The sequence below is a fragment of the Sulfurovum sp. MH2-6 genome (assembly GCF_058374785.1).
This window is the reverse complement of sequence record NZ_CM178170.1, coordinates 1,573,634-1,598,384: the sequence shown is the minus strand read 5'-3', so window position 1 is coordinate 1,598,384 and position 24,751 is coordinate 1,573,634. Positions and strand designations below refer to the sequence as shown.

Below are 24,751 nucleotides of genomic sequence, written 5' to 3'. Positions count from 1 at the left end.
AAAATTTTAAATAAGGTAAAATAGATGAAAATTGTAGTTATTCAAGGTCCAAACCTAAATATGTTGGGAGTGAGAGAACAAAATATTTATGGCCCAATGAAACTTGAGGATATTCATGCACAGATGAAAGCTTTCGCAGAGCAGAACAAGCACGAGATCGAGTTTTTTCAGAGTAACCTTGAAGGTGAGATCGTAGACCGTATCCAGGAGTGTCTGGGCGATGCAGACGGTATCATCATCAACCCTGCAGCGTATACGCATACTTCTATTGCGATTCGTGATGCGATCGCAGCAGTAAAGATCCCTACACTTGAGGTTCACCTCTCTAACATTTACCAAAGAGAAGAGTTCAGACATAAGTCACTCACTGCACCTGTATGTGCAGGACAGATCGCGGGTATGGGACCATACGGGTACCACCTTGCAATGGTAGGGATGAACCAAATGCTTACAGAGATCAAAATGATGAAAGAACACCAGGCTAAAGCACAGGCGGCTCAGGCACAAGCTCAGGCTTAAAACTTTCGCTTCCGGGTACCCGTCCGGAAGCATCCTTGGCTCATTGATTTGAGAATACTCCTAAACCATCTTTGAAGAGGTTACCATGAATTATATGCTAAACAATGAAAATGCGATCTATTACGCGTGCGGATACAGCTGTGACAATGCACTCTATCTTTCACTCGGAAGTGAAGCATACTTCATTACCGACAGCCGTTATACGATAGAGGCCAAAGCAGAGGTGAAAAATGCAGAGGTGGTGATAGATCGTGATCTCTATGGAAGGGCAGTAAAGATACTCAAAAAAAGCAAGATCAAAAAGATGCTCTTCGATCCAAAAGAGTGGTCCGTTGCAGCCTTTCAACACCTGACTGACAATACAAAGGTCACGTTTCAGCCGGAGCCGGATTTCTCCCATAAAAGACGTATCATTAAAAGTGATGAAGAGCTCAAGATACTTGCAAAAGCGGCGAAGCTGGGCGCCAAAGCCTTTTCCCGACTGGCAAAAGAGTTTCGACAAAACGGTATCGGTGAAAATGAGTTTGCGCTTACCCATACGGCCAAGTCTATCCTGGGAGGGTACGGAAAGTACGATCTCAGTTTCGATCCGATCGTGGCACTGAATGCGAATGCTGCAAAACCGCATGCGCTGCCTACCAAAAAACGTATGAAAGAGGGTGATCTACTCCTGGTGGATGCCGGGCTTAAATATAAGCGTTACTGTTCAGACCGTACCCGTACGGTCCAGGTGGGTGAGAAGTTTACCTTCGGGACCAAATCAAAATTTTCAAAAAAGAAGATTCAAAAAGCCTATGATGTGGTGCGTAAGGCCCATGACAATGCGATAGCAAAAGCCAGATCCGGGATGAAGGCCAGAGAGGTTGATGCATTGACGCGCGACCTGATCACCAAAGCCGGGTTTGGAGAGTACTATGTACACTCTACCGGACACGGGGTGGGACTGGATATCCATGAGATGCCCTATATCGCTTCACGCTCAGAGACGATCATTGAAGACGGCATGGTCTATACGATCGAACCGGGTATCTATATCCCCGGAGAGTTTGGGATACGTATCGAAGATATGGTAGCGATGATAGACGGAAAGGCAGTGGTACTTTAAATGCTGAGAAAAGGTATCGACCGGGAGAATACACTGTTGATCGGAGGACACTATCCCTATCTCTCTTCCAAACGTTTGGGAAAGAGAGAAGCGCTACTTGGAATCGGTGGCAATATAGGTGATGTCGTACGTCGGTTTGAACACCTTTTTGCTTTTCTCAATCGTAGTGCGTTGGTTCACATCAGGGAGACCTCTCCGATACTGAGAAACCCTCCCTTCGGGTATATGGATCAAGAGGATTTTTATAATGCTTTGGTACGTATAGAAACAGACTTGACACCAAAGGCATTATTGCGATATATTCTCAAAGTTGAGAAGCATTTTGGACGAAAACGTCTTTTTAAAGATGGGCCGAGAACACTGGATATCGATATTATCTTTTATGAAAATATCACTATGAAAGAGGAGAGGTTGACTCTCCCGCATCCTCACTGGTTTGAACGGGACTCGGTACTCATCCCGCTATCTTATATGAAAGGTGACCTGGTATGATCCATGAAACATTTGTAGCCTCAGATCCTAAAAGTGCATACACACAAGCTGTAGAGAAGTATGGTAACAGGATCGAACTGGTCTCTGCCAGACAGCTGCAGTATGAGGATGGAGAGCTACGATGTGAGATCGAGGTTGCCATCCCTAAAACGGTCTATATGCAAATGACGATGGGTACTGATACCGTGTGTGCAATGGATGAAGAAGCACTGCTTATGGAGGAGATTACACTGCTCAAGTCTCAACTCTCACAGATGAAAGAGACACTCCAGAGTGATATCAGTGAGAATGATGTAGTTATTTCAGAAGTGAAATCGCTTTTTAAGCGAAAAGGGATCGCTGAGAGTTGGTTGGATGAGATGATGAATACATTGGCCGGTTCGCCGATAGCTGAAGACAGCAAACTTCTGGTCTCTTATCTGCTGGGTGAGATCGATGAGGCACTCAAAGAGAGACCCGAAGATCTCTCTACACCAAAAGTAATGATGTTTGTAGGGCCTACCGGGACAGGTAAAACGACCACGATCGCAAAACTGGCAGCACGCTATGCCTATCTGATGGAGAGACCTTACAGCGTCGCACTTATCAACCTTGACAGTTATAAAGTGGGTGCGATAGAACAGCTTGAACACTATGCGGACATCATGCAGATCGACCATGTCGCTGTAGAAAATGTCAATGGGTTTCAAGAGGCACTGGAAGCGTTGGACTCTTATGATGTCATTCTGGTAGATACGGCGGGAATGTCTCCGTATGATATGCAGAAACTGATTCATACGGTAGGGTATGTGAATTCGGATCTCCTCAAGGATCTTGAGGTAAACCTTGTCCTCCCGGCAACGATAAAATATGAGGATATGGAGGATATCTATACGAACTTCTCTTTTTTGAATCTTGACTCTGTGATCATTACCAAGTTTGATGAAACAAAACATTTGGGTACACTGCTCAACTTTATGTTGGCGTATGATCTTCCTATGAGTTACTTCTCCATAGGGCAAGAGGTTCCTGATGATCTGCGTATCGCAAGCAAAGAGTATCTTCTGGAACGTTTTATCGGAGATATTGATGCGGGGTGATACCCAGGCAAACCGCTTGGAGATGATGATGCGAAGGCATCAGGTTCACCCTTACTATAGACTTTCCTTACCTCCTTTTGAGATGAAAAAGAGTCTGCTTCAGGAGTTGAAAGAGGGGGATATTCTTCTTTTGGGACTTGATGAATTACGCTTGGTATTGTCTGATGCAGAGGGTATCCGTGCCGAGGTAACGGTCGAGCATCACAACTACGCGGATCGGCTCAGGATCATCTCTTTGAGTGAAGATACGAACGAGAGCGTATCAAAAAAATATCAGCGTGTGATCGTCTCATTAGGAGAGATACAAAGCAGAAAACTGGAAGTGGGACATGTGATCGGGACCATGGATCTTCATTTTGATGATCTCAGTATCGTCGTTGAAGAGAAGCGGGTCGCACAGGGTTCCTTGGTCATTGTAGATGGCAGGATCGCTTTACAGGTAAACAGAGTCTTCTGAGGACTATAAAAATTGAATGAAAACGCAGCGAGGCATAAAATGAAAGATCGTAAAAAAGTATTGGTTGGAATGAGTGGCGGAGTGGACTCAACGGTGAGTGCCATACTGCTACAGAAAGAGGGGTATGAGGTAGAGGGTGTCTATATGAAGCTCCATGAAAAAGAGGGCTATCATGAGGAGAACCTTGAAAAAGTAAGGCGTGTTGGGGAGTATCTCGGGATCAAGATACATTCTTTGGATCTGAGTAAAGCGTTCAAAGAGGAGGTCTATGACTACTTTGTAGACTCCTACAAGGAAGGACTGACACCCAACCCCTGTGTGATGTGCAACCGTACGATCAAGTTCGGAAAGATGGTAGAGTTTGCAGACAGCATCGGTGCAGAGTACATAGCAACAGGGCACTATATCAACTCTGACGGTCAGTTTATCTATATGGGTAAAGATCCGAATAAAGATCAAAGCTACTTTCTGTCCGAAGTCAAAAAAGAGGTGATCCCCAGACTGCTGTTCCCGCTGGGTGACTGGGTCAAAGAGGATGTGAAGGCTTATGCGGCTGATATCGGTGTCCTGCAGGATATCGCTAAGCAAAAAGAGAGTTCAGAGATCTGTTTTGTCGAAAATACCTATGATGAGGTACTTGCGCGTCATATGGATATCGATATGCCGGGTGAAACCGTGGATACAGAGGGAAATGTTGTGGGGACGCATAAAGGGTATATGCACTACACTATCGGTAAACGCAGAGGCTTTTTTGTAAACGGAGCCCATGATCCGCATTTTGTTCTGGCGATCAAACCTGAAAACAATCAGATCGTGGTCGGTACGAAAGAGAAGCTTGAAGCCCATGAATTTGAGATCAAAAAGATCAACCTTTTTGAAGAGAGAGAGGTGTTTGACTGTCTGGTCAAGGTACGCTACCGTACCAACGCTGTGCCATGCCATGTGAAGATCGAGGGTGACAAGGGGACCGTGAAGCTCAAAGAGCCGGTATTCGGTCTTGCACACGGGCAGGTTGCAGCATTTTATGAAGGAAATAAGCTGATCGGCGGGGGAGTGATCTGTTAAAGAGAGTTGTTATCCTCTCTCCTCTTCCTCCTGCACTTCGTCATGCTCTTTTATCGGGTGATTGATAGGGGTTTTTCTCTTGAGAAGCTCTTTGATCTTTCTTTTGTGTCTCTCTTTTCGCTGTGCTTTCTCTTCATGGACGGACTTTACCCAGAGCCAGTTTACAAGAAAGTAGATAACCGTAGAGACAATCACGGAGTAAAAAGAGGTACCGACATAAAGCGGTACCAATATCTCATCAAAGTGTTCTGTGAACCACTCCATCGTAAGTTCGATGTTTTCCAGCCCCTCGCGTCCTAAGAGGAAGTTACCGGTGAGGTACTCCATATAGTACATCGGCGGCATGGTGATAGGGTTGCTTAGCCACACCATAGCGATGGCGATAGGCACGTTAAAACGGAATGCAAAGGTACTGAGCACCACTGCGACCATCTGCATCGGCATAGGGATAAACCCCCAGAAAAGTCCTACCCAAACCCCTTTTGTAATACTGCGTCTGCTGACACCGAAAAACTCTCTTGAGAGGTTGTATTTATCTAAAAATTTATCAAGTTTGTCACTGCGGGATGAGGTTTTCTTTAAGACTTTTCTTATCATATATATCCAACTAAATTATACTGGTATTAGTTTAGTCACAGAAGCCTTTAAATCACCTTTTTATCAACTTTTGTGTAGAATACGCGTATAAATTATTACGAAAATGTAATGAAATTTTTCACACTAAAGGTCTTATAATGAGCGGATATATGATATTTTCCGGTACGTCAAACCCAGAACTTTCTCAAGAGGTAGCTGATTACCTTGAGATGCCACTTGCTAAAGCAACAATCAATCGTTTTTCTGATGGTGAGATCAATGTACAGATTGCAGAGTCAGTAAGGGGTAAAGATGTATTTATTGTACAACCTACTTCTGCACCGGCAAATGCCAATTTGATGGAACTTCTTATTATGACGGATGCACTGAAGCGTTCATCTGCGAAGTCTATCACTGCAGTGGTACCATACTACGGATATGCAAGACAGGATAGAAAAGCCGCTCCTAGAGTACCGATCTCTGCGAAACTTGTAGCGAACCTGATGGAGACAGCGGGGATTACGCGTGTGGTTACGATCGATCTTCATGCTTCCCAGATCCAGGGATTCTTTGATATCCCTGTAGACAACCTCTACGGCGCGATCTTGTTTATCGATTATATTAAGAGTAAAAACCTTCCAAACCCTATCATTGCTTCTCCGGATATCGGTGGGGTGGCAAGAGCAAGATACTTTGCAGCAAAGCTTGGTCTTGAAATGGTCATTGTGGACAAAAGACGTGAAAAAGCCAATGAGTCTGAAGTGATGAACGTGATCGGTAATGTGGAAGGTAAGGATGTCATCCTTATCGATGATATGGTGGATACGGCCGGGACAATGGTGAAGGCTGCATCTGCACTTAAAAAGCTTGGGGCAACATCGGTGATGGCATGTTGTACACACCCTGTACTTTCAGGTCCGGCGTTTGACCGTATCGAAGAGGGTGAGCTTGATGAACTGATCGTATCCAATACGATACCGATGCCAAAAGAGTGCAGTAAGATCAAAGTCCTCTCTACGGCTAGGATGCTTGGTGAAGTGATCAGACGTGTTCACAACAACGAGAGTGTAAACTCTCTGTTTGAGACGAATTAGTCTTAATTTTTGATAAATTTATTTTCTACTTTTTTTAAAAAGTAGGCAAAAAAGCATTACTTCTCAAGTGTACGACGTTTCTATTGCGTGTTGCTTCGCAAAATATGCACGCTTTCGTAACTCTACACCAAATGAGAAGTGACAATAGATCGTTTTCTCGTATCTAAACTAAAACTTAGGGATGACCTTTCTGAGCCAATAGGCAAAGCTTTAGTGAGAAGAATTGAAGTGAAGCTTTGCTTTACTTCAAGGAGAAAAATAAGAAGGAAAAACATTGGCAAAAGAGATACCTCAATCACATATACGCAACTTCTCTATCATCGCGCACATCGACCATGGTAAGTCTACGCTTGCTGACCGTATTATCCAGCATTGCGGTGCCGTTTCGGATAGACAGATGTCTGCCCAGGTCATGGATACGATGGACATAGAAAAAGAACGTGGGATTACGATCAAAGCACAGTCTGTAAGACTGAACTATATCAAAAACGGTGAAGAGTATATTCTCAACCTGATTGACACTCCGGGCCACGTGGATTTTTCCTATGAAGTGAGCCGTTCTCTCGCCTCATCTGATGGTGCATTGTTGATTGTTGATGCTGCACAGGGGGTAGAGGCCCAGACGATCGCCAATGTCTATATCGCGATCGAGAATGATCTGGAACTGCTTCCTGTGGTCAATAAGATCGACCTGCCTGCTGCAGACCCTGACAGGGTACTGACAGAGCTTGAAGAGGCGATAGGGATCGATGCGACCGAGCATAACCTTGTATCGGCTAAAACAGGGGTGGGTATCCCTGAATTGATCGATGCGATCGTTGAGCGTATTCCTGCACCGCAGGGTGATGAGAATGCTCCTTGTAAAGCATTGATCTATGACAGCTGGTTTGATAACTACCTGGGGGCACTGGCGCTTGTCCGTGTGATGGATGGGAGCATCAAAAAAGGTGAAATGATAAGAGTCATGGGTACCAAGCAGGATCACCAGGTACTTGATCTGATGTACCCGAACCCTATCGCACCGATCAAGACAAAAGAGATCCGAACCGGAGAGATCGGTATCGTCGTGATGGGTCTGAAGTCAGTAGATGCGATCCAGGTAGGGGATACCCTCACTAGTGCAAAAAATCCAACCGCTGAAGCGATCAGCGGGTTTGAACCTGCAAAGCCGTTTGTCTTTGCGGGGCTTTACCCTATCGAGACGGATAAGTTCGAAGAGCTTCGTGATGCACTCAATAAGCTCAAGCTTAACGACTCTTCACTCAGTTTTGAACCTGAAAGTTCAATGGCTCTAGGCTCAGGGTTTAGAACCGGTTTCCTTGGAATGCTTCATATGGAGGTCGTGAAAGAGCGTCTGGAGCGCGAATTCGATCTTGATCTGATCGCTACGGCACCGACGGTTGTTTACCGTGTCAAAAAGACAGACGGTAGTGAGGTAGAGATACAGAACCCAAGTGAACTTCCTGAGCCTCAAAAGATTGATACGATCTATGAGCCGTATGTAAAAGCAACGATCCTGACACCTCAGGAGTTTGTAGGAAACCTGATCACACTCTTGAACAACCGCCGCGGGATACAGGTGAAGATGGACTATCTCAATGAGTCACGTGTGTTACTGGAGTATGACATCCCGATGAACGAAATTGTCATGGATTTCTATGACAAACTCAAGTCTACTACCAAAGGGTATGCAAGTTTTGACTATGAACCGATAGGATTCAGACCGGGTGATCTGGTCAAGCTTGATATCCGTGTTGCAGGAGAGGTGGTGGATTCTCTTTCTATCATTGTACCTGAAGAGAAAGCGCGTACCAGAGGGCTTGCATTTGTTAATCAGCTTAAAGAACTGATCCCAAGACAACTTTTCGAAGTGGCGATCCAGGCGAGTATCGGAAACAATATTATCGCGCGTTCCAATGTCAAGTCTATGGGGAAAAACGTGACTGCAAAATGTTACGGGGGTGATATTACCCGTAAACGTAAGCTTCTTGAGAAGCAGAAAGCAGGTAAAAAGCGTATGAAGTCTATCGGTAAGGTAGAGGTGCCTCAAGAGGCCTTCATGGCTGTACTCAAACTGGATAGCTAATGTCAGCCTGGCTTCTCCACCTCCACCTGATCGCTGCGATCTCCTGGATCGGAGGAGCGATCTTTATGTTTATCCTCGGGGTGAGCCTGAGGGACAAAGAGGGACAAAGTCAGGTCTATCCCAGAATCGGTCCTATCTACGGTTACTTCGAAGTAGTCGCCCTGATCATTCTTCTTATTACCGGCTATCAGATGATCGACCAGAATGGTTTATTGACGATACTCTTTTCAGATATCAGTAATGAAGTGATGGATGCACTGCGTATCAAGCTCTATATCGTAGCAGTGATTATCGTGATGACGATCATTCATACGGTAATCTCTCTGATGACCATCTATAAAGAGAAAACAGTCATCCAGAAACTTCTTTCCCGCGGTTCATCGATGGGAATACTTCTACTCAACCTTTGGGTATTGCACTATGCCATGGTACTTCGGGATATCCTCTAACTACAGTCATAAAAATCACTATGTATTGAATTGGAAGTATATAGATCTTCTATTGAGCCAATAGGATACACACAATAGGCTACCATAAGTTTTGGACATGTGTTGGAGGAGTAAGATAGCCTATTATCTGTATAGGGTGTAGGAGAGCAGGTCTTGTATTAAAGACCTGCATATTGCATAGAATTAGTATCTGTAACTCACAGAGAATCTTAGATCCTGTGCAGTGATATCAACCGGATCTGAGTCAACCCAACCGGCACAGTTGATATTTGGTGTATAGTCATGTTGTGCATAGGTATATCTTACTTGTGAAGGAAGATACTCTATCCCAAAGAGGTTAAAGTTCCAGTATGCTTCATAGGCATCACCACGTACCGCGATCTTGGAACCGATAGCCGTATCTTCAGCCCAAGTCATCGGTGTCCAGTATTTGGAACCGTGGTTATACTCAAACCCGAATTTACCGCTCTCTGTGATCATATCAGGGATAACGACACCTGCCCAGATAGAGTAACCGTCCTGGCTTCCTCCATCTTCAGAACCAAGAAGCTGATATCCGTCTTTTGCATCATAGTAGCTGTAGGCACCAGAAACAAATACCATGGTGTCGTCAAGGAAATCACTGATCCCGTCACCGATACCGCTTACCTGAAGCCCAAGAGAGAGGAGGTCTGCCGAACCTGCATCAACTTTAGTAACATCAGTATCAAGGTTTATCCCTTTGGTATTGAAGATATGTGCCCATTGATACATAAGTTTGTATTGACCGTTATAGTAGGCATCACCTACGACTACAAGGAAATCAACATTCTCATCTTCTGCATCCGAATCAATATCGGCATATGGGAATCTTCCATCCGTAGTTTTCCCGTAAACACCTTCTACTTCACCAGTGTGTGCTCTTCCGTAGACAAATTTTGTATAGGCACCTTCAATATAGCGTCCCCAGTCAAGTTTCACCATGGCTCCATTTACCTCCATGTTGGTAATGTGTGCCAATGGAGAGCCTGCATCCGGTTCATTCTCTCTGTAGTTAGCCAGGAAACCGTTTGTAGATGGTCTTCGTCCGATAGAGAAACTGACCGGTTGCTCACCTACTTCAGTAGAGTAGACAAAATACGCCTCTTTTACACGCATAAGTGTATCTGTTGCCTTGGAAGATGCTGACCAGTCTTTGAGCCCTGCAGACTCATCATAGAGGTGTGCTCCCCATGTTGAATAGATCGCAAGTTTCCCTTTAAAGATCAGTCCTTCAGTCGGTGCAGCAGCCATCGTCAAATAGAGTCTGCTTGTCAAGAGTGAATTATTATCGACCTTTTCTCCCGTTTCATTGTCCTTATAACTGAGTGAATCAACCGCATTTCTAAAATCCACACCGAATTTGATGTTATCGAATGCATCATGTTTTTTCACTTCAACGATTGTTTTATTGTTCTTCTTTACTTTCTTTTCCAGCTTTGCAATTCTTGCTTCAAGCTCTTCTACAGTTGCAGCGTTCATACTTGTCATTGCCAGTGTTGCCACGAGTGACATTCCAATGAGTTTATTCATGAAAATTTACCTTTCTTGTTCAAAAAATTGCCAAAATAGTAGCAGAAAAAAGCTTAATTGGATAAATAATACTTATTATTATAATAATATTGATTTATAAATTTTATTATAGAATCTAACAATAAAATAAAATTTAAATCTATAAAATAGTTTTGCCATGTGGTATAAAATTGTAAAAATTTATTTTTTATCTTTATTCTTACAGAGGATAAATTATAAATAATATCAATATACATATATGCAGTTTAAACGCTTTTGTAACGCTCACTATTCTATCTTTTTATTCGATGGTGTAAAACTGGCAAGAGACTGTTTCCTTCATAAGCATGAGATGATAAGAAAGCGTGAAAATACGATTTATATGGGGTGAAGTGTGATACGTTAGGAGAGGTGATGGAGGTAATTTTACTCTTCTGCCGTCCTATACTATGATAGGATTTTGAGTAGTTTATATATAGTATAAGACAATCAAGGGATCCCTTGATTGTCCGGTAATGCTAGTGTTCTTCTTCAAGCTCTTCAAGTCTTTTAAAGTGTTGGAGGTTAAATGCAGTAAATTTATACCCCAAAAAAATAATCAATGGCCATACAGTCAGCCAAATAAGTGAAGCGGTATAATCCATAACGAATCCTTTCTTAATAGTGGTGTTCACCTGAAGAGGTGATCTCTTCTTCTGTAATCTTGACTCTGTCCATTGCATACCATACATAGGCGATATATGCAAGTACAAACGGTACCATCAGTGATGCATAAGACATCGCCGTCAGCGTATAGTGGCTTCCCGCTGCATTGACAATAGTGAGTGAGCTCTGCAGGTCAGTCGTAGATGGATAGAAAACAGTATTGTTCAGCCCTACATTCAAGAGGAGCGCCATCACTGTCAATACCGTTCCGATACCTACCGTAAAGATACAACAGTTCTTTTCTCTGAAGACAGAGTTGAATACTGCTACGAGTACCATCACTACACCGATGAGGAACATTCCTGCCAGGTACGGCATCTCAAGGAAAGTCGTAAGGTGGTGCATAGAGACCAGAGATACTTCCAGTGTTTCGGGATCATAAGCATAACCGTCTTTGAGCAGTACCCATCCTACAAACCCAAGGAAAAATGGCAAAAAGTAGACAATGTTTCGTTTGATCATACTACGTGTTCTGCTACGGATCGGTTCATGGTCAATGTTGTTTAGAAAGTACATCCCACCGATGATACGCACAAGGAAGAGCATCGCAAATGCAAGCAGATAGTTTAACGGTTCCATCAATGCTTCCAAACCGCGTGTACCGACATCCCAGTGTACGAAGTTATTGTCATCAAGGGTAAATGCCGCACCGCTGAAGAATGTACTGATCGCGATCCCCAGTAGAATCGTTCCTACACTTCCGTTGATAAAGAGAAATGCCTCATAGGTTTTGGAACCGAGGAAGTTTCCTTCTTTCTTTCTGTACTCATAAGAGACGGCCTGTACAATAAATGAGAAGAGAATTCCCAACCATAGCCAGTAGGCACCACCGAAACTGGTCGCATAGAACTTTGGAAATGCAGCAAAGAGTGCACCACCGAAGAGTACCAGTGTAGTAAAGCCGAGCTCCCATTTACGTCCGAGTGAGTTGACGAGCATGGTTTTTTCAGCTTCCGATGATGAAAGCTGATTGAGCAGTGTCTGTCCCCCCTGTATGAACATAATGAAGACAAACAGTCCGCCGAGCAGTGCGATAATGATCCACCAGTACACTTGCAGTGCATGGAGTGATAGTGTTTCAAACATTAGTGACCTCCTTTAATACCAATTGCGATCTGGCGCAACATGATTTTGATCTCTGCGATAAGCAGTGCAGTAAAGAGCAGGGCAAAGAGCCAGAATGAGACCTGAACATTCCCCGCGTCGATATCCGTTGCTGCGATACCTACAGGCATAAGGTCCTGGATCGCCCATGGCTGTCTACCTACTTCTGCTACGATCCATCCTGCCTCTGCTGCGATATACCCTAACGGTATACTCAAAAGTGCCAGCCAGAGTATTTTTCTAAAGCGTGTAATATCGTTTGCCATCGTGAGGTAAAGCACGATGAGGAAGAGGATGATAAACCACATTCCCAAACCTACCATAATGTGGAAACTATAGAATGTTGTCGCAACCGGCGGTACGATATCGGTCGGTTTCTCAAGGAATCCATAACCGAAGTACGGCATATACTCATCCAGGAGTTTTCTTGCTTCAGCCATTGACGTCTGATCATCCGCTTTCTTCGCCTCTTTGTAATCCTCAAGCGCTTTGATCGCGATCTTACCTTTTTCGATTTTTGAAGCGGCACCTTCTATACCGTACTTCTCATTACCGAGTACCAGGTCATCCAGTCCGGGAACAAAGGCATTGATATCGTGATATCCCAGGAATGAGAGTGCGTAAGGAATCTCAATATCACCGTAGACAGGATGCAGGTCATCACCGATCTTTTTATCCGGGTTGAGGATACCGACTGCGATAATCCCTGCACGCTCTTCACCCTTATAGAGACCTTCCATCGCTGCCAGTTTTGCCGGTTGATGCTGTGCCGCCTGATACGCTGACTCGTCACCGCTCACTGCAAGGAAGATCGATACGATCAGACCGAAGCTCGCACCGACTACCATAGAACGTTTTGCCTCAATGACATCACGTCCTTTCAGGATCATCCATGCAGAGATACCGATGACAAAGAGTCCACCGATCACATATCCGCTTCCGATCGTATGCAGGAATTTCGCAATTGCAACAGGTGAGAGTGCTACATCCCAGAAGCTTGCCATTTCATTACGTACGGTATCCGGATTGAACTCCATACCTACCGGGTACTGCATCCATCCGTTTGCTATCAGGATCCAAAGTGCTGAAAGGTTTGAACCGATTGCTACCAGCCAGGTAGAGACCAGGTGAAAGCCTTTGGAGACTTTGTTCCATCCGAAGAACATGACTGCAAAGAAGGTGGATTCCATAAAGAATGCCAAGATCCCTTCGACTGCCAGCGGTGCACCGAATATATCTCCTACAAACCACGAGTAGTTTGCCCAGTTTGTTCCAAATTCAAATTCCATAATGAGACCTGTTGCTACACCGATCGCAAAGTTAATCGCAAAAAGCGTCATCCAGAATCTGGTAATTGTTTTCCATTTTGCATCACCGGTCTTTACATAGATCGTCTCCATAATGGCTACGATAAATGAAAGTCCGAGTGTCAACGGAACAAATAAAAAGTGGTAAAGTGCAGTCAGTGCAAACTGTGCTCTTGACCAATCCACGAGTTCTGTATGCATCATTTCCATGTTTTCTCCTTGTATGTTATGATCATTATCTCTCCTTTGTTAAGTGTTCGATAAGATGGGCACTGCGTGCCTCATCGTTATCATAGGTTGTTTTTAGGTAGTTTGGAAAGAAAAAAAACTTCAGAACGCCAAAGAGGATCAGAAGTTTGATCCCTATCAGCAGCCAGAGTTTTTTCCCGACTTTCATCTGTCTGAAACCATCGATGTAAAAAAAGATGATACCAGTGATAAGGTTTGTGATTTTCATGATACTGCTCTTTTTATCTTTTCTACGGCAATAAAACCATATTTTAGTTTTTTGTGTAGTATGTGATTTTTGAAGCGACACTATAGCGTCACTTCTCCCTATGTGTACTGAATTTCTTCTGATAAACGGCTGTTTATCACAATTTAGTAACAATTCTGAGTGTCGTTTTCAATCCATTGAAAAAGGATTGTAGAGATACCTTCATCTGTCATCTGATCAGCAGAGGTATCACAGTCATCTCTTTTTCTGTTTCATTAATATAAGAAATAAGTATAAGTGACACCTGAGAAGGAGGAAGCAACAACAGGTGTCACCTATACTTATATCCTATACTAAATCGCCGTAAATTTATCATATGTAAAATAAATTAAAAATTAAATATGGATTTTTTTGATAAAATATCTCAAAATATCGCTTTTTAACGAAGAAATCAACGAATTTATGCTACGTTATATTGTTTACATATGTAAATAATGGAGTTGTGATGAAGAATAGAAATATTACATTTAAACCGAAAAGTCTGTTATTCGGTCCGCTGACCCATAAAGCAAAAGAGATGATACAGATGAGCGATGATGAACTTGAAGCGCTCTATCTGGCTGATTTCAGAGGACTCTACCAGGAGGAGTGTGCCAAACAGCTTGGTGTTTCCCGGCCTACCTTTGCCAAGATCATCAAAAGTGCACGAAAGAAAGTGACCGAGATGTTGATGTATGGCAAAGGGATAGAGTTGCTTCAGGAGAAACGAAATTTTGTTTTGGTCTATCCTACCAATGACAGGGTGACGATCCATCCCTATTTTCTTACTGCAAAGCTCTTTGCTTTTGCGAAGATCGAGGAGGACAGTATTGTCTCTATCAGCTATATCGACAATCCTGTCTATCAGGCACTTCATGCAAAGGGTATTACCATTGTCGATGATGACAGTGCTAAAGGGATGGCAGCGGGACGTATCATCCCTCCGTTGTTAAAAAAAGGCAATATGCTGGTGGTCAAAAGTCTTGGAGAGGGGATGAAACGCAATATCGAGGGGATAGGATTGAATATCGAGTATTCGGACCTTTCCGATATAGACACAGTGTTGGAATCACTCATATAAAAGGAATAAAGTGTTAAAAATAACGATACCGGGGATGACCGAGATAACAGTTGAACATCTACTCTTGGATTATAACGGAACATTGGCATGTGACGGCCAGATCAAAGCAGGTGTTTTAGAAAGGCTTGAACAACTTTCAACACAGTTAAAGATCCATGTGATTACAGCCGATACTTTCGGCTCTGTACAGGAACAGTGCAATGTACCTTTCATTCATATACATATTATCGGAAAAGAGTCACAGGATTATGCAAAGCTTGATTATCTCAAGCATTTGGGTGCGCAGCAGACTGTTGCTGTAGGCAACGGGCTTAATGATGCACTGATACTTCAGGAGGCGATACTCGGTTTTGCTATCCAGCAGGAAGAGGGATGCGCTACCAAGTCATTAGTCGCAAGTGACATTGTATTTCAAAACATTAATGATGCATTGGATCTTCTGCTCAATGAGAACAGACTGATCGCTACACTCCGTAGATGATCGATTGTTGCAGCATTATCGGTAGATATAGTCTATTTGTTTGATATCTGCACGCCAGTAGGTGTAGGTATCCTCCCCAAGCAGCCATGCTGCCTCTGCATAAGTCGGGACGAGAAAACCATCTGCCCTGGTATAGTCTGAGAGTCTGCCTCTCCAAGGGGTAGCGATGTACTCTCCATCCACCTCCCTGTATCTTCGGGGCGTATAAACAGAGACAATCTCCCCTTTTTCATTGAAGGTATACTCCATAGAGACACGCATGCCGTGATCTGTGATGGTTGCTGTCGCTCTTCTCTCATCGATCTTTTTCCATCTGACACCCTGACTTGGAAGCAGGGCGGTTGGAAACCATACCGCTTCGGCAAGATAGCGTTGGAGTGCCGCTTCATTGAGCGCTTTATTAGTGCTTGTATTGATAATGGGAACCAACGAGAGGAGTTTGCCTTTCATAGAGCCCTCTCCCTCTATATAGGAGTCGCATATCGTGATCGGGACTCCGGGAAGCATCGAGATCTCTGCACTCCAGACAAACCCTCTGGGAGAGGTAGAAAACCTCTGTTCGGCATGCATGGCGGACCATGACTTCATCTCCGGTTTGGCTCTGAAGGCTCCGGTCTGAGAAAGCTCCGCTATCTGAATAAGCGGTGCTCTGTTTTCAAGTACCAAACGAAAATATTTTTGTACGATAGGGGGCAGGGTAGTGATCTCTTCCGGATCGATAGAAGAGGGGGATGCAGGAGAATGTTTAACTTTCTGAAACTGCAAAGCTGTATAGCTATGCCATTGCAGTTTGGCCATCCATACAATACTTACAAGGATGATCAGTACGATCAGCATCACTGTCACTATCTTCATAGTGACAGTATAGCAGATTTAGAAGAGGCTGTACTCTTCTTTGATCGTATTGAGGATGCTTACTTTATCCTGAGATGAACATTTGCAGTATGATCTGTTTGTATAGTGTTTGCTATGACTTGGATCGACGCATTCGTTGGTAAGATACGTTTATTTCTCTATCGGGAAATTCAATGTCTATGGTCTTAAAGAGGTAATCAGAAATTTCACCATGGATAATGAGCATGTCATTTTCTTTGAGGTAATAAAAAGCATTTTCATTTATATCATCTATCTCTTGATGATTCAATCTTTCATTTGAAGTTTCTATGAGACAGGAATGGTATGAATGTCCATGTTTACTAGTACGTCTAACTTCTCTGATCTTCAACACTTTAGCGTTGAGCGTAACCTCTGATTTACTCTTTGAATGTAGGATCTTAGGTAGACCAGAATAAGTGAATATCAGTATTGCAACGATCGTTAGAGCATAATATTCTATGCCGTATTTATCCTGCGGAAAATATTTTTTTAAGAGCTGGGCTGCAACAATAGCAATGGTTAAAAGTAATAAAATGATAAAGATACTGTATTGGTGATCATAGTCAAAATAGAGTAAATGTGATTGAAAATCAAAAAATAAGAAGATATAGAGCAGCATCATTGCGTTGAGAATATGACTCGGCAGGATCTTTTGATTTTCACTTTTATTCGATGATACCATCGGTGTGATATTTTTATGAAAGAAAAATGTGGCTATTGCCATTTGAGTAGAAAAGAGAAAAACCATAAAGTTCAATGCGATATTGACCACATTTGCCTGGTACATGATATATCCGACAGGCAGTGAAAGGATAGTCATGACTACAGCAGCGGCCCTGCTCATAAATTTTTTTATCAAAAAAGCATTTATGGTATAGAGAAGTCCAATGATCAAAAAAATGTAATTTTTAGTATCAATGAAAAAAAGTGCAAACATCAAAGCAGCATACATGTATATGAACCAAAGATTGGATCTTACACGCTTTACTGCTTCTTTTTTTGATTGTATTTTGAAGCTAAACACGGTTTACTTTTAGAAGAGGCTGTACTCTTCTTTGATCGTATTGAGGATGCTTCTGTCTGCTTTGTAGATAAAGGCGTAGTTGAAGTGGATGTTCTTGAGTATCTCTTTGAGCTCCTCTTCCGTCTCAAACCAGTGTGGACGGTCGATCCCTTCAACCTTTGTTTTCGGCGGCGTGAGGACAATGCTTTTTACCCAGTTATTGGAGCGTTTGATATACTCTCTTGCACGGCTGATATCGTCAAGGTTGTCAGTAAAGATCGCTACGCGGTCACTCTTCCCTTTGGCTGTACTCTGGAGGTTTGCATCGATGAATACAGGGATGAAGTGCTTGGTATACTTGATACGTTCGATATCGTACGGCAGTTCATAGGTATCACAAAAGTTCACGACACGAAGCAGATATTCCAGGTGGAAAGGCACAAGGTCCTTCTCCTGATAGACATATCCGCCGACTTTGAAGGTAGATTTAAAGAGCGTATCCCCGATCAGGTACCCCTCTACATCCTCTTTGAGCTTTTTGATATCCGGTTTTATCAGTTTCATCAACTCTTGATCGGTCCCTACAAAGAGATAGTCATCAGAGTTCAGGATCTGTTCAAACACCTTGCGCCACTCATCGGCCATAAAGGCTACATTGCCCTTGTGTGTGAGTATCATCTTCAGGAAGCTCATTTCGTGAGGTTCCAGCAGGAAAAACTCGGCCTCTTTTTTGAGTGTGACATAGCGGATGAGTTTAAACGCAGCCAGTTTGATATCTGATACCTCTATCCATGCGATCTCATCATCTGTTTTGATGATCTTTTTGTTGTCATAGACAATGGCATAAGCGCCATGTTCTATGGCTTTATCAATATCTTCCTGCGTGGATGAGAAGAAGAGGTCCCCGTGTTCAACCTTAGAGGGGAAAACTGTGGCAGCAGAGATGGCTTGTACCTGCGGCTCATTGGTAAGTGTACCGTCTGTAAGGTTTATAATATCTTCAATTTTCATTAGCTAACTTTTGTTCCTGCAATTTTTGGGGTCTCCGGTCTGAGCAGACTGAGGCCGTTTTCATCTTTGGCTGCAAGAAGCATCCCTTCACTCTTCAGCCCCATCAGTTTTGCCGGCTTAAGGTTGGCTACGACACACGCTTGTGTACCGACAAGGTCTTCCGGCCCGTACCACTCTTTGATCCCTGCGACAATCTGTCTCGGGCTCTCTTCACCTACATCTACCTGAAGCAGAAGAAGTTTTTTGCTCTTTGGTACTTCTTCAGCTGCTACTATCGTACCGATCTTTAGGACGGTTTCAAAGAACTGGTCGATACCGATGAGCGCAACACCCTCGGCTTTTTCTTCTTTCTTTTCAGCTTTCTTCGCCTCTTTTTTCGGCGTCTCTTTTGTATCTTCAGGCTCAACCTGCTCCAAAAGCGGTGCTTCTATACGAGGGAAGAGTGGATCGATCTTCTCAAGTTTAAATGTCTCAAGAAGTGTTTTCTCCTTGATCAGTGCATTCCAGCTTGTATTGTCGATCTCGAAATGAAGGGCTCTTGAGATCTTTGTACACACTTCCGGCATCACAGGGTAAAGCATCACGGATACTTTTGCAAGGATCGCTGCGATCAGTCCGTTGAGTGCCATCGCTTCATCTTTTTTACCCTCTTTCATCAATGTCCAGGGCTGGTACTTGTCGATCGATCTGTTTGCAACAGTCAGCGGTCTCCAAAGCTCTTCAAGATATTTATGGATCTGCATTTCAAAGAGCAGCGGTTCTAGCAAGTCAAGTGAAGCGTGTACTTCATCCAGCTCTTCCTGATAGAATTTTGCTACATGAACAGAAGAGACTTCACCTTCAAAATATTTACCGCTCATACCGATCAGACGGTTAAGCAGGTTCCCCAGGTCATTTCCAAGATCAGAGTTGATACGGTCGATCAGTGCTTTCTGTGAGAAGTCGCCGTCGCCGCCGAAAGGTACCTCTCGAAGCATAAAGTAACGGAAGTTGTCCAGACCGTATGCATCTGCTACCTCTTTAGGGTTTACCACGTTACCTTTTGATTTACTCATCTTCTCACCGTCTCGTGTCCACCATCCGTGTGCAGCGATATGTTTCGGCAGAGGTAGGCCAAGGCTCATCAGGAATGCAGGCCAGTAGATCGCATGGAAACGGAGGATATCTTTACCGATGATCTGTACACGGGCAGGCCAGAAATCCATGTTGGCTTCATCTGTACCGTATCCCAATGCAGTCACATAGTTCATCAGCGCATCAAGCCATACATACATGACGTGTTTTGGATCGTTCATCTCTTCAGGAAGCTTTACACCCCAGTCAAAGCTTGTACGTGTGATCGAAAGGTCGGTGAGCCCACCCTCGACAAAACGGATCACCTCGTTTCTTTTACTTCTTGGAAGGATACACTCCGGGTTGTCGTTGTACCACTGAAGGAGTTTGTCCTCGTATTTTGAAAGTTTGAAGAAGTAACTCTCCTCTTCCACTACTGTAGTGCTCTTTCCACACTCAGGACAGTACTCACCGTCCACCAGTTGAATCTCCGGGAAGAAGGTCTCACATGAGATACAGTAGTGACCTTTATAGGTATCTTTGTAGATATCACCGTTGGCGTGCATCACTGAAAAGGCTTTTTGCACCCCTTTCATATGATCCGCATCTGTTGTACGGATAAATTTGTCATAGCTGATGCCAAAGTCATCCCAGAGGTTTCTGAAGGTTGCAGAGATCTCATCTGCATACTCTTGGGAGCTTTTGCCTCTTACTTTTGCAGACTCTTCGATCTTCTGACCATGTTCATCGGTACCGGTAAGGAAAAAAGTTTCCAAACCGCTCATACGGGAGTAGCGTGCAAGTGTATCTGCGATGATCGTAGTATAGGCATGACCGATGTGGGCGATATCATTAACATAGTAGATCGGGGTAGTGATATAGGCATTTTTGTGACAAGACATTAGGTAGTTCCTTAAACAAATGAGTTTTGGATTTACGAGGTGTAAATATTGGGAGATATTCTAGCCAAAATGTGCTGTAGTGTGGATGATACAGTAGAACTTTTTTGTTCTCATATAAATAAATATTAATCTTTTATGCTATAATAGGTCAATATTAATTTGGAAGAGTGAGGTTTTTATGTCTAATGAAATAAAATCCAAGGATGTTTACACGGCTGAAGAGAAAAGAATGATCCTTGAGAGGTTGGATGCAGAGCGAAAGGCACGCCAGGAAGCTGAAATAAAATCCGAAGATATCTATAGTGAGGAAGAGAAAAAAACGATCCTGGAGAGATTGAACGCGGATAGAAAGGCACGTCAGGAGGCAGAGCGGCAGGAGAAGCAGGGAAACAAAAAGCTTACCGTGTCTGAAAAAGAGAAAATTCTGGAAAGAATCAATGAAGAGAGGCGTATCGCTCATAAGTACAAAGAGCTTCAAAAAAGAAGGTTGAGAAATAAAAAAGTCTATCATATCGAGAACAGGATACTCTATAGATTTCTTGGGATGGACCGTTCCTATTATATCCAGGTTGAAGATTGTAAAAGGCTCTCTTCCCGGCCGCTGATCCTGCCGCTTTTCTATCAGGGATTTGACGGGTTGAAGCAAAAGGATGTATTGATAAGGATCAGAGACTACTCTGATAGGATCTTTATCTCGGATGATGTGCTCCGTGTCTACTACAAGCAGTACTCTTTAGAGGATGATCCAGCACAAAAATGAGTTATTTTGTCTATATACTGAAGTGTGCCGATGATACCCTGTATACAGGTATCGCTACGGATATCGATCGCCGTCTGAATGAGCATAACAGTTCTGAAAAGGGAGCCAAGTATACAAGAAGCAGACGGCCGGTGAGCCTGGTCTACAGTGAAACTTTTCCTGACAGAAGCAGTGCCAGCAGACGCGAATACGAGATCAAGAAGAAGATGAGCCGGGCTGAAAAATTAAGCCTGATCGGTAGTTGACCTGCTTCTCTTCTCCCTACTTTTTATTTGCGATAGACCTCTATGAGTTTGCTTTTGCCCATAAAAGTTGTTGCATAGTCCAGAATGTCATAGAAATCCTTGTCATTAAACCTCTCGTCATAGAGTGCTTCCAGGTCTTTTTTGCCAAATTCATCTGCATGATAGAGCGCTTTAATGACCTTTTTTAGAAGTATCTTCTGGGCATGTTCCACAGGTATCTCATCAAGGTGATTTTCAATGTCATTGATCACGGTTTCATCGATATTCATCTTCTTCAGTATCTCCGTGTTGAACCCTATACAGTAGTTTCTGCACTCCTTTTGCGCGATATAGAGTCTGAGAAACGGCATAAGGTCTCTATCGATCTTTTCATGAGACATGATGGCAGTGTTGTAGTCAAGGAAATCCTTCATCGCCTTGATGTCAATCGTTGCCATCAGCTCAAAGTGAGGAGGGATGAATCCTAAGTGCTTTTCTATCATTTGGTAAAGCAGCTTCAGTTTGCCGGTTGCATCTTCTTTTTTGATCGGTTCGATGATAAACATGATTTCCCCTTTATTTGTATATAGACCAATCGGTCTAATTTTTATATAGTAGAATAGATTGCCTTAAACTAGACTGATTGGTCTAGTCTTATTTGAGGTTATTTTCTGAGTGATCTGAGGTAGCTGTTGAGATGTTTCACCGAGTGGAGATAACGTCTGCTTGATGATTGAGAGGGGCTTAAGGAGAGTGCACCCCAGACAGTTTCGATCACAAAGTCGGCAAGTGAATCGATATCGGTATCTGCTTTCAGCTCACTTTGTTTAAGCAGTATGATGATTTTTGCCTTAAGGTGATCATAGAGCAGGGTGATCTCCCGATCAAACTCCTTATCTACCGGTGACATCTCCTGATTGAGGCGGTTAAGAGGACAACCGTACGTGATCAGCATAGGATTTTTAGAGATAGTCAGGATGGCTTCGATGATCGCATCGATACCGTCTTTGCCCTCGATAGGGTTAAATGTAAAAAAGATATCCATTTTAGGGCCAAGCCGCTCTTTGATGACGGTGAGTACCATCTCTTTTTTAGACTTGAAAAAATGGTAGAGTGAACCTTTGGGAATATCGCAGGATTTTAAAATCATCGACATACTGGTACCGTTATACCCATGCATGTAGACCAGTTCAAATACAACATCAAGGATCTTTTCTCTAGTAGGCTGCTCTTTGTTCATAAAACGTATTATAACACTAATTCCGGTGACTCAAAGTTCCTTTCTGGTTCCACCTTTCCAAAGGTGGAACCCATACCAGAGTATAAAATAACAGACAATGACAAGCCACCGCTAGGTGACATCTAACCCCAAGCCCCGCTACGATAAAATAAATTCACTCTATCGCTGAATTTCAGCATGTTCTTTTTCATGACATGGCGCTAGGTATTATGACCCTCGCACCTCTGTATGGCAGAGTCCTGACCCGATACTCCACAAATATTTGGATGGTGAAGTTGATCAAGGGATATTTATTCGTTCCCATCATCCCCTATGGGAGAGAGAAAGTACTTGGTATATCACAGCCTGCAGTATATGGGGTGGCAAAGAGGAGTAAGAAATGAGTTATCATTATCACCTGACCCCTATACTTTCTATACTTTGGTAGAGTGAACCTTTGGGAATATCGCAGGATTTTAAAATCATCGACATACTGGTACCGTTATATCCATGCATGTAGACCAGTTCAAATACAACATCAAGGATCTTTTCCCTAGTAGGCTGTTCTCTATTCATAAAACGTATTATAACACTAATCCAATTTACTTAAATCAGGAGGTATAAAGTGTTTCTCATTATACTCGCCAAGCTGATCTCGTCTGTCCATATCCACTGCCCACTCTTTAAGTTCTTCTCTATCGTTTTTATACTCCATATAAGGAACAGACATACCACAGCTTGATTCCACTGCATAGATATGAAATAAAAAGAGGTTGCGTATGATACCTTTGTGTAAATTGAAGCACTCAAGGTAGGACTCATAATGTTCGTCGCTCTCTTGGATGATCTGGGCTTTACAGAAGAGTCTTAGGATAAGCGGGGCACCTTCAAATGCATTAAATACAATAGTAAACTCTCCATCATTGAGCGCATCACGGTAGGTACGGTTACCAGAACCCGGAAGACTTGCAAAAAGCAGACTACTCTCATCCAAAACCCTCATAGTGTCGTATCCTTTAGGTGAGAGATTCACTTCTTTACCTGAGCTGCTGGCAAGATAGAAGATTTTTTGTGCTTTGATAAATTCGATATCACGTTGTTCTAACTTTTGATACTGCTTTCCCATCTACTTCCCCCTTTATTGGCCTGTAATGACACACTTTTGGTGTGCAGCTTTATTGGTCAGTGAGTCTACCTCTATAAGGATATGGTTGAAGCCCAGTGCCTTCAACTTCTCTTTCATCGGACAGGTAATCGCTTCACACTCTCTGAGCGAGATCGCTTCATCATCCAGGAGTATATGAAAAGAGATAAAACCGAGTTTGGAGTTTGGCTGATGGATATGCAGGTCATGATAGCTGGAGACACGGCTGGATGCAAAGATGATCTTTTCCAGTTGTTCCAAAGTGATATCGATCGTATTGGCATCCATAAGCGCAAGAAAACTTCGTTTAAAAAGAGGAAAGGAGTGCCGGATGATATAGAGGGAGAAGATGATCGTAAGCAGGGCATCTATCGCATAGATCTCAAAGTAGTAGATCATGATCCCGGCAACGACTACCCCCACTGATACCAGTGCATCTGCAAGCATATGCAGATAGGCTGAAGTGATATTGGCATCGCCATGATGGTGGTGATGGTCATCTTCATGGTGGTGATGTTCCTCTACACCCATGGCATGGAGCAGGTAGGCACTGATCCCGTTGGCGATTACAGCGATCATCCCCACCACGATCATATATTCGGGTGCGATCACCTCTGGGGCAAAAAACCTTCCGATGGACTCATAGATCATATAGAACATCGTCAGAAGCAAAAAAAGCGTATTGGTAAAAGCGGCCATCATCTCCGCCTTGATAAACCCGAACGTATATTGAAATGTCGGGCTGGTTGTGCCGAACCGGAGTGCGATATAGGTAATGATGATGGCAAAGACATCCCCGGTATTGTGGAGTGCATCGGCTATGAGTGCAAAGGAGTTCGATACAACTCCGAAAATGATCTCTGCGATGATAATGGCAAGGTTGAAAAAAATAATAAGGAGTATCTTTTTTGCCTTCATAGCCTCTCTTTCGGGTCGTTTGCCTAAGTATACAGG

General features: G+C 43.3%; 28 protein-coding genes. 13 read left to right on the top strand and 15 right to left on the bottom strand.

Going from position 1 to position 24,751, the window contains the following annotated elements; genetic code table 11:
- Window positions 1-24: 24 nt before the first annotated feature.
- From aroQ to mnmA, 6 genes are all read left to right on the top strand, one after another.
- On the top strand, window positions 25-519 hold the full coding sequence (gene aroQ / locus AC4JOV_RS08235; RefSeq protein ID WP_229938059.1) for a type II 3-dehydroquinate dehydratase: 495 nt from the start codon (window positions 25-27) through the stop codon (window positions 517-519).
- Window positions 520-604: 85 nt separating this feature from the next.
- Window positions 605-1,624 (top strand): M24 family metallopeptidase, encoded by a 1,020-nt coding sequence (locus tag AC4JOV_RS08230; protein ID WP_229938060.1) that lies wholly within the window; start codon window positions 605-607, stop codon window positions 1,622-1,624.
- Window positions 1,625-2,116 carry a 2-amino-4-hydroxy-6-hydroxymethyldihydropteridine diphosphokinase gene (folK, locus tag AC4JOV_RS08225; protein ID WP_229938061.1) on the top strand — a complete coding sequence of 164 codons (492 nt, stop codon included), beginning with the start codon at window positions 1,625-1,627 and terminating at the stop codon, window positions 2,114-2,116.
- Window positions 2,113-3,195 carry a flagellar biosynthesis protein FlhF gene (locus AC4JOV_RS08220; protein WP_229938062.1) on the top strand — a complete coding sequence of 361 codons (1,083 nt, stop codon included), beginning with the start codon at window positions 2,113-2,115 and terminating at the stop codon, window positions 3,193-3,195. Before folK ends, AC4JOV_RS08220 begins: the two co-directional genes overlap by 4 nt.
- A complete protein-coding gene (locus tag AC4JOV_RS08215) occupies window positions 3,185-3,652 on the top strand; it encodes a FliM/FliN family flagellar motor C-terminal domain-containing protein (protein WP_229938063.1) in 468 nt (155 codons plus the stop codon). Before AC4JOV_RS08220 ends, AC4JOV_RS08215 begins: the two co-directional genes overlap by 11 nt.
- A 39-nt stretch (window positions 3,653-3,691) precedes the next feature.
- Window positions 3,692-4,717, top strand: a complete 1,026-nt coding sequence (mnmA, locus tag AC4JOV_RS08210) for a tRNA 2-thiouridine(34) synthase MnmA (RefSeq protein ID WP_229938064.1) — start codon at window positions 3,692-3,694, stop codon at window positions 4,715-4,717.
- Between the two features lie 9 nt (window positions 4,718-4,726).
- Here mnmA and AC4JOV_RS08205 read toward each other — a convergent pair whose 3' ends face one another.
- The gene (locus AC4JOV_RS08205) at window positions 4,727-5,314 is read right to left on the bottom strand and encodes a DUF2062 domain-containing protein (RefSeq protein WP_229938065.1); all 588 of its coding nucleotides are present in this window, start codon (window positions 5,312-5,314) and stop codon (window positions 4,727-4,729) included.
- A 137-nt stretch (window positions 5,315-5,451) separates the two neighbouring features.
- Between AC4JOV_RS08205 and AC4JOV_RS08200 the strand changes: the two genes are divergently transcribed.
- The 3 genes from AC4JOV_RS08200 (at window position 5,452) to AC4JOV_RS08190 (ending at window position 8,922) form a co-directional block, all read left to right on the top strand.
- Entirely contained in the window at window positions 5,452-6,387 is a 936-nt protein-coding gene (locus tag AC4JOV_RS08200; protein ID WP_229938066.1) for a ribose-phosphate pyrophosphokinase, read from the top strand.
- A 274-nt stretch (window positions 6,388-6,661) separates the two neighbouring features.
- Window positions 6,662-8,473 carry a translation elongation factor 4 gene (gene lepA, locus AC4JOV_RS08195; RefSeq protein ID WP_229938067.1) on the top strand — a complete coding sequence of 604 codons (1,812 nt, stop codon included), beginning with the start codon at window positions 6,662-6,664 and terminating at the stop codon, window positions 8,471-8,473.
- Entirely contained in the window at window positions 8,473-8,922 is a 450-nt protein-coding gene (locus AC4JOV_RS08190) for a hypothetical protein (RefSeq protein ID WP_229938068.1), read from the top strand. Before lepA ends, AC4JOV_RS08190 begins: the two co-directional genes overlap by 1 nt.
- A gap of 183 nt (window positions 8,923-9,105) precedes the next feature.
- Here the strand turns inward: AC4JOV_RS08190 and AC4JOV_RS08185 are convergent, their stop codons facing one another.
- The 5 genes from AC4JOV_RS08185 to AC4JOV_RS08165 all read right to left on the bottom strand — a co-directional run bounded on the left by AC4JOV_RS08185 (window position 9,106) and on the right by AC4JOV_RS08165 (window position 14,025).
- Window positions 9,106-10,473, bottom strand: coding sequence for a DUF3373 family protein (locus tag AC4JOV_RS08185; RefSeq protein WP_229938069.1), 1,368 nt, complete (start codon window positions 10,471-10,473; stop codon window positions 9,106-9,108).
- A 497-nt stretch (window positions 10,474-10,970) separates the two neighbouring features.
- Window positions 10,971-11,096: a hypothetical protein gene (locus tag AC4JOV_RS08180; protein WP_256444115.1), complete on the bottom strand. Its 126-nt coding sequence runs from the start codon at window positions 11,094-11,096 to the stop codon at window positions 10,971-10,973.
- A 13-nt stretch (window positions 11,097-11,109) separates the two neighbouring features.
- Complete coding sequence (gene cydB, locus AC4JOV_RS08175; RefSeq protein ID WP_229938070.1) at window positions 11,110-12,243, bottom strand: cytochrome d ubiquinol oxidase subunit II; 1,134 nt, start codon at window positions 12,241-12,243, stop codon at window positions 11,110-11,112.
- Window positions 12,243-13,769 (bottom strand): cytochrome ubiquinol oxidase subunit I, encoded by a 1,527-nt coding sequence (locus AC4JOV_RS08170; protein WP_229938370.1) that lies wholly within the window; start codon window positions 13,767-13,769, stop codon window positions 12,243-12,245. Before AC4JOV_RS08170 ends, cydB begins: the two co-directional genes overlap by 1 nt.
- 34 nt (window positions 13,770-13,803) lie before the next feature.
- A complete protein-coding gene (locus AC4JOV_RS08165; protein ID WP_229938071.1) occupies window positions 13,804-14,025 on the bottom strand; it encodes a DUF4492 domain-containing protein in 222 nt (73 codons plus the stop codon).
- A gap of 484 nt (window positions 14,026-14,509) precedes the next feature.
- Between AC4JOV_RS08165 and AC4JOV_RS08160 the strand changes: the two genes are divergently transcribed.
- Both AC4JOV_RS08160 and AC4JOV_RS08155 read left to right on the top strand, forming a co-directional pair.
- Window positions 14,510-15,124 carry a DUF134 domain-containing protein gene (locus AC4JOV_RS08160; protein ID WP_229938072.1) on the top strand — a complete coding sequence of 205 codons (615 nt, stop codon included), beginning with the start codon at window positions 14,510-14,512 and terminating at the stop codon, window positions 15,122-15,124.
- A 10-nt stretch (window positions 15,125-15,134) separates the two neighbouring features.
- Window positions 15,135-15,605 (top strand): HAD family hydrolase, encoded by a 471-nt coding sequence (locus AC4JOV_RS08155; protein ID WP_229938073.1) that lies wholly within the window; start codon window positions 15,135-15,137, stop codon window positions 15,603-15,605.
- Between the two features lie 15 nt (window positions 15,606-15,620).
- Here AC4JOV_RS08155 and AC4JOV_RS08150 read toward each other — a convergent pair whose 3' ends face one another.
- From AC4JOV_RS08150 to metG, 4 genes are all read right to left on the bottom strand, one after another.
- Window positions 15,621-16,460 (bottom strand): DUF6920 family protein, encoded by an 840-nt coding sequence (locus AC4JOV_RS08150; RefSeq protein ID WP_229938074.1) that lies wholly within the window; start codon window positions 16,458-16,460, stop codon window positions 15,621-15,623.
- Between the two features lie 112 nt (window positions 16,461-16,572).
- The gene (locus AC4JOV_RS08145) at window positions 16,573-17,418 is read right to left on the bottom strand and encodes a hypothetical protein (RefSeq protein WP_491522132.1); all 846 of its coding nucleotides are present in this window, start codon (window positions 17,416-17,418) and stop codon (window positions 16,573-16,575) included.
- Window positions 17,419-17,514: 96 nt separating this feature from the next.
- Complete coding sequence (locus AC4JOV_RS08140; protein WP_229938076.1) at window positions 17,515-18,495, bottom strand: hypothetical protein; 981 nt, start codon at window positions 18,493-18,495, stop codon at window positions 17,515-17,517.
- Window positions 18,495-20,450 (bottom strand): methionine--tRNA ligase, encoded by a 1,956-nt coding sequence (metG, locus tag AC4JOV_RS08135; protein WP_229938077.1) that lies wholly within the window; start codon window positions 20,448-20,450, stop codon window positions 18,495-18,497. Before metG ends, AC4JOV_RS08140 begins: the two co-directional genes overlap by 1 nt.
- Before the next feature lie 178 nt (window positions 20,451-20,628).
- Here metG and AC4JOV_RS08130 point away from each other — a divergent pair, with 178 nt between their 5' ends.
- Together AC4JOV_RS08130 and AC4JOV_RS08125 are read left to right on the top strand one after the other, a co-directional pair.
- Window positions 20,629-21,210: a hypothetical protein gene (locus AC4JOV_RS08130; RefSeq protein ID WP_229938078.1), complete on the top strand. Its 582-nt coding sequence runs from the start codon at window positions 20,629-20,631 to the stop codon at window positions 21,208-21,210.
- Complete coding sequence (locus AC4JOV_RS08125) at window positions 21,207-21,455, top strand: GIY-YIG nuclease family protein (RefSeq protein ID WP_229938079.1); 249 nt, start codon at window positions 21,207-21,209, stop codon at window positions 21,453-21,455. Before AC4JOV_RS08130 ends, AC4JOV_RS08125 begins: the two co-directional genes overlap by 4 nt.
- 23 nt (window positions 21,456-21,478) lie before the next feature.
- On the opposite strand, the gene AC4JOV_RS08120 is transcribed toward AC4JOV_RS08125, so the two are convergent.
- The 5 genes from AC4JOV_RS08120 to AC4JOV_RS08100 all read right to left on the bottom strand — a co-directional run bounded on the left by AC4JOV_RS08120 (window position 21,479) and on the right by AC4JOV_RS08100 (window position 24,715).
- A complete protein-coding gene (locus AC4JOV_RS08120) occupies window positions 21,479-22,000 on the bottom strand; it encodes a carboxymuconolactone decarboxylase family protein (protein WP_229938080.1) in 522 nt (173 codons plus the stop codon).
- A 98-nt stretch (window positions 22,001-22,098) separates the two neighbouring features.
- Complete coding sequence (locus tag AC4JOV_RS08115; RefSeq protein ID WP_229938081.1) at window positions 22,099-22,674, bottom strand: TetR/AcrR family transcriptional regulator; 576 nt, start codon at window positions 22,672-22,674, stop codon at window positions 22,099-22,101.
- A 393-nt stretch (window positions 22,675-23,067) separates the two neighbouring features.
- Window positions 23,068-23,229, bottom strand: a complete 162-nt coding sequence (locus tag AC4JOV_RS08110; RefSeq protein WP_256444116.1) for a TetR/AcrR family transcriptional regulator — start codon at window positions 23,227-23,229, stop codon at window positions 23,068-23,070.
- 16 nt (window positions 23,230-23,245) lie between these two features.
- Window positions 23,246-23,779, bottom strand: a complete 534-nt coding sequence (locus AC4JOV_RS08105; RefSeq protein ID WP_229938082.1) for a pyridoxamine 5'-phosphate oxidase family protein — start codon at window positions 23,777-23,779, stop codon at window positions 23,246-23,248.
- A gap of 12 nt (window positions 23,780-23,791) precedes the next feature.
- Entirely contained in the window at window positions 23,792-24,715 is a 924-nt protein-coding gene (locus tag AC4JOV_RS08100; protein WP_229938083.1) for a cation diffusion facilitator family transporter, read from the bottom strand.
- Window positions 24,716-24,751: the final 36 nt, after the last annotated feature.

What these genes read in the sequence shown, in the direction of transcription:
- aroQ (WP_229938059.1), top strand. Translation starts at nt 25, where the DNA reads ATGAAAATTGTAGTTATTCAAGGTCCAAACCTAAATATGTTGGGAGTG.
- AC4JOV_RS08230 (WP_229938060.1), top strand. Translation starts at nt 605, where the DNA reads ATGAATTATATGCTAAACAATGAAAATGCGATCTATTACGCGTGCGGA.
- folK (WP_229938061.1), top strand. Translation starts at nt 1,625, where the DNA reads ATGCTGAGAAAAGGTATCGACCGGGAGAATACACTGTTGATCGGAGGA.
- AC4JOV_RS08220 (WP_229938062.1), top strand. Translation starts at nt 2,113, where the DNA reads ATGATCCATGAAACATTTGTAGCCTCAGATCCTAAAAGTGCATACACA.
- AC4JOV_RS08215 (WP_229938063.1), top strand. Translation starts at nt 3,185, where the DNA reads ATGCGGGGTGATACCCAGGCAAACCGCTTGGAGATGATGATGCGAAGG.
- mnmA (WP_229938064.1), top strand. Translation starts at nt 3,692, where the DNA reads ATGAAAGATCGTAAAAAAGTATTGGTTGGAATGAGTGGCGGAGTGGAC.
- AC4JOV_RS08205 (WP_229938065.1), bottom strand. Translation starts at nt 5,314, where the DNA reads ATGATAAGAAAAGTCTTAAAGAAAACCTCATCCCGCAGTGACAAACTT.
- AC4JOV_RS08200 (WP_229938066.1), top strand. Translation starts at nt 5,452, where the DNA reads ATGAGCGGATATATGATATTTTCCGGTACGTCAAACCCAGAACTTTCT.
- AC4JOV_RS08190 (WP_229938068.1), top strand. Translation starts at nt 8,473, where the DNA reads ATGTCAGCCTGGCTTCTCCACCTCCACCTGATCGCTGCGATCTCCTGG.
- AC4JOV_RS08185 (WP_229938069.1), bottom strand. Translation starts at nt 10,473, where the DNA reads ATGAATAAACTCATTGGAATGTCACTCGTGGCAACACTGGCAATGACA.
- AC4JOV_RS08180 (WP_256444115.1), bottom strand. Translation starts at nt 11,096, where the DNA reads ATGGATTATACCGCTTCACTTATTTGGCTGACTGTATGGCCATTGATT.
- cydB (WP_229938070.1), bottom strand. Translation starts at nt 12,243, where the DNA reads ATGTTTGAAACACTATCACTCCATGCACTGCAAGTGTACTGGTGGATC.
- AC4JOV_RS08170 (WP_229938370.1), bottom strand. Translation starts at nt 13,769, where the DNA reads ATGCATACAGAACTCGTGGATTGGTCAAGAGCACAGTTTGCACTGACT.
- AC4JOV_RS08165 (WP_229938071.1), bottom strand. Translation starts at nt 14,025, where the DNA reads ATGAAAATCACAAACCTTATCACTGGTATCATCTTTTTTTACATCGAT.
- AC4JOV_RS08160 (WP_229938072.1), top strand. Translation starts at nt 14,510, where the DNA reads ATGAAGAATAGAAATATTACATTTAAACCGAAAAGTCTGTTATTCGGT.
- AC4JOV_RS08150 (WP_229938074.1), bottom strand. Translation starts at nt 16,460, where the DNA reads ATGAAGATAGTGACAGTGATGCTGATCGTACTGATCATCCTTGTAAGT.
- AC4JOV_RS08145 (WP_491522132.1), bottom strand. Translation starts at nt 17,418, where the DNA reads ATGTTTGCACTTTTTTTCATTGATACTAAAAATTACATTTTTTTGATC.
- AC4JOV_RS08140 (WP_229938076.1), bottom strand. Translation starts at nt 18,495, where the DNA reads ATGAAAATTGAAGATATTATAAACCTTACAGACGGTACACTTACCAAT.
- metG (WP_229938077.1), bottom strand. Translation starts at nt 20,450, where the DNA reads ATGTCTTGTCACAAAAATGCCTATATCACTACCCCGATCTACTATGTT.
- AC4JOV_RS08130 (WP_229938078.1), top strand. Translation starts at nt 20,629, where the DNA reads ATGTCTAATGAAATAAAATCCAAGGATGTTTACACGGCTGAAGAGAAA.
- AC4JOV_RS08125 (WP_229938079.1), top strand. Translation starts at nt 21,207, where the DNA reads ATGAGTTATTTTGTCTATATACTGAAGTGTGCCGATGATACCCTGTAT.
- AC4JOV_RS08120 (WP_229938080.1), bottom strand. Translation starts at nt 22,000, where the DNA reads ATGTTTATCATCGAACCGATCAAAAAAGAAGATGCAACCGGCAAACTG.
- AC4JOV_RS08115 (WP_229938081.1), bottom strand. Translation starts at nt 22,674, where the DNA reads ATGAACAAAGAGCAGCCTACTAGAGAAAAGATCCTTGATGTTGTATTT.
- AC4JOV_RS08110 (WP_256444116.1), bottom strand. Translation starts at nt 23,229, where the DNA reads ATGAATAGAGAACAGCCTACTAGGGAAAAGATCCTTGATGTTGTATTT.
- AC4JOV_RS08105 (WP_229938082.1), bottom strand. Translation starts at nt 23,779, where the DNA reads ATGGGAAAGCAGTATCAAAAGTTAGAACAACGTGATATCGAATTTATC.
- AC4JOV_RS08100 (WP_229938083.1), bottom strand. Translation starts at nt 24,715, where the DNA reads ATGAAGGCAAAAAAGATACTCCTTATTATTTTTTTCAACCTTGCCATT.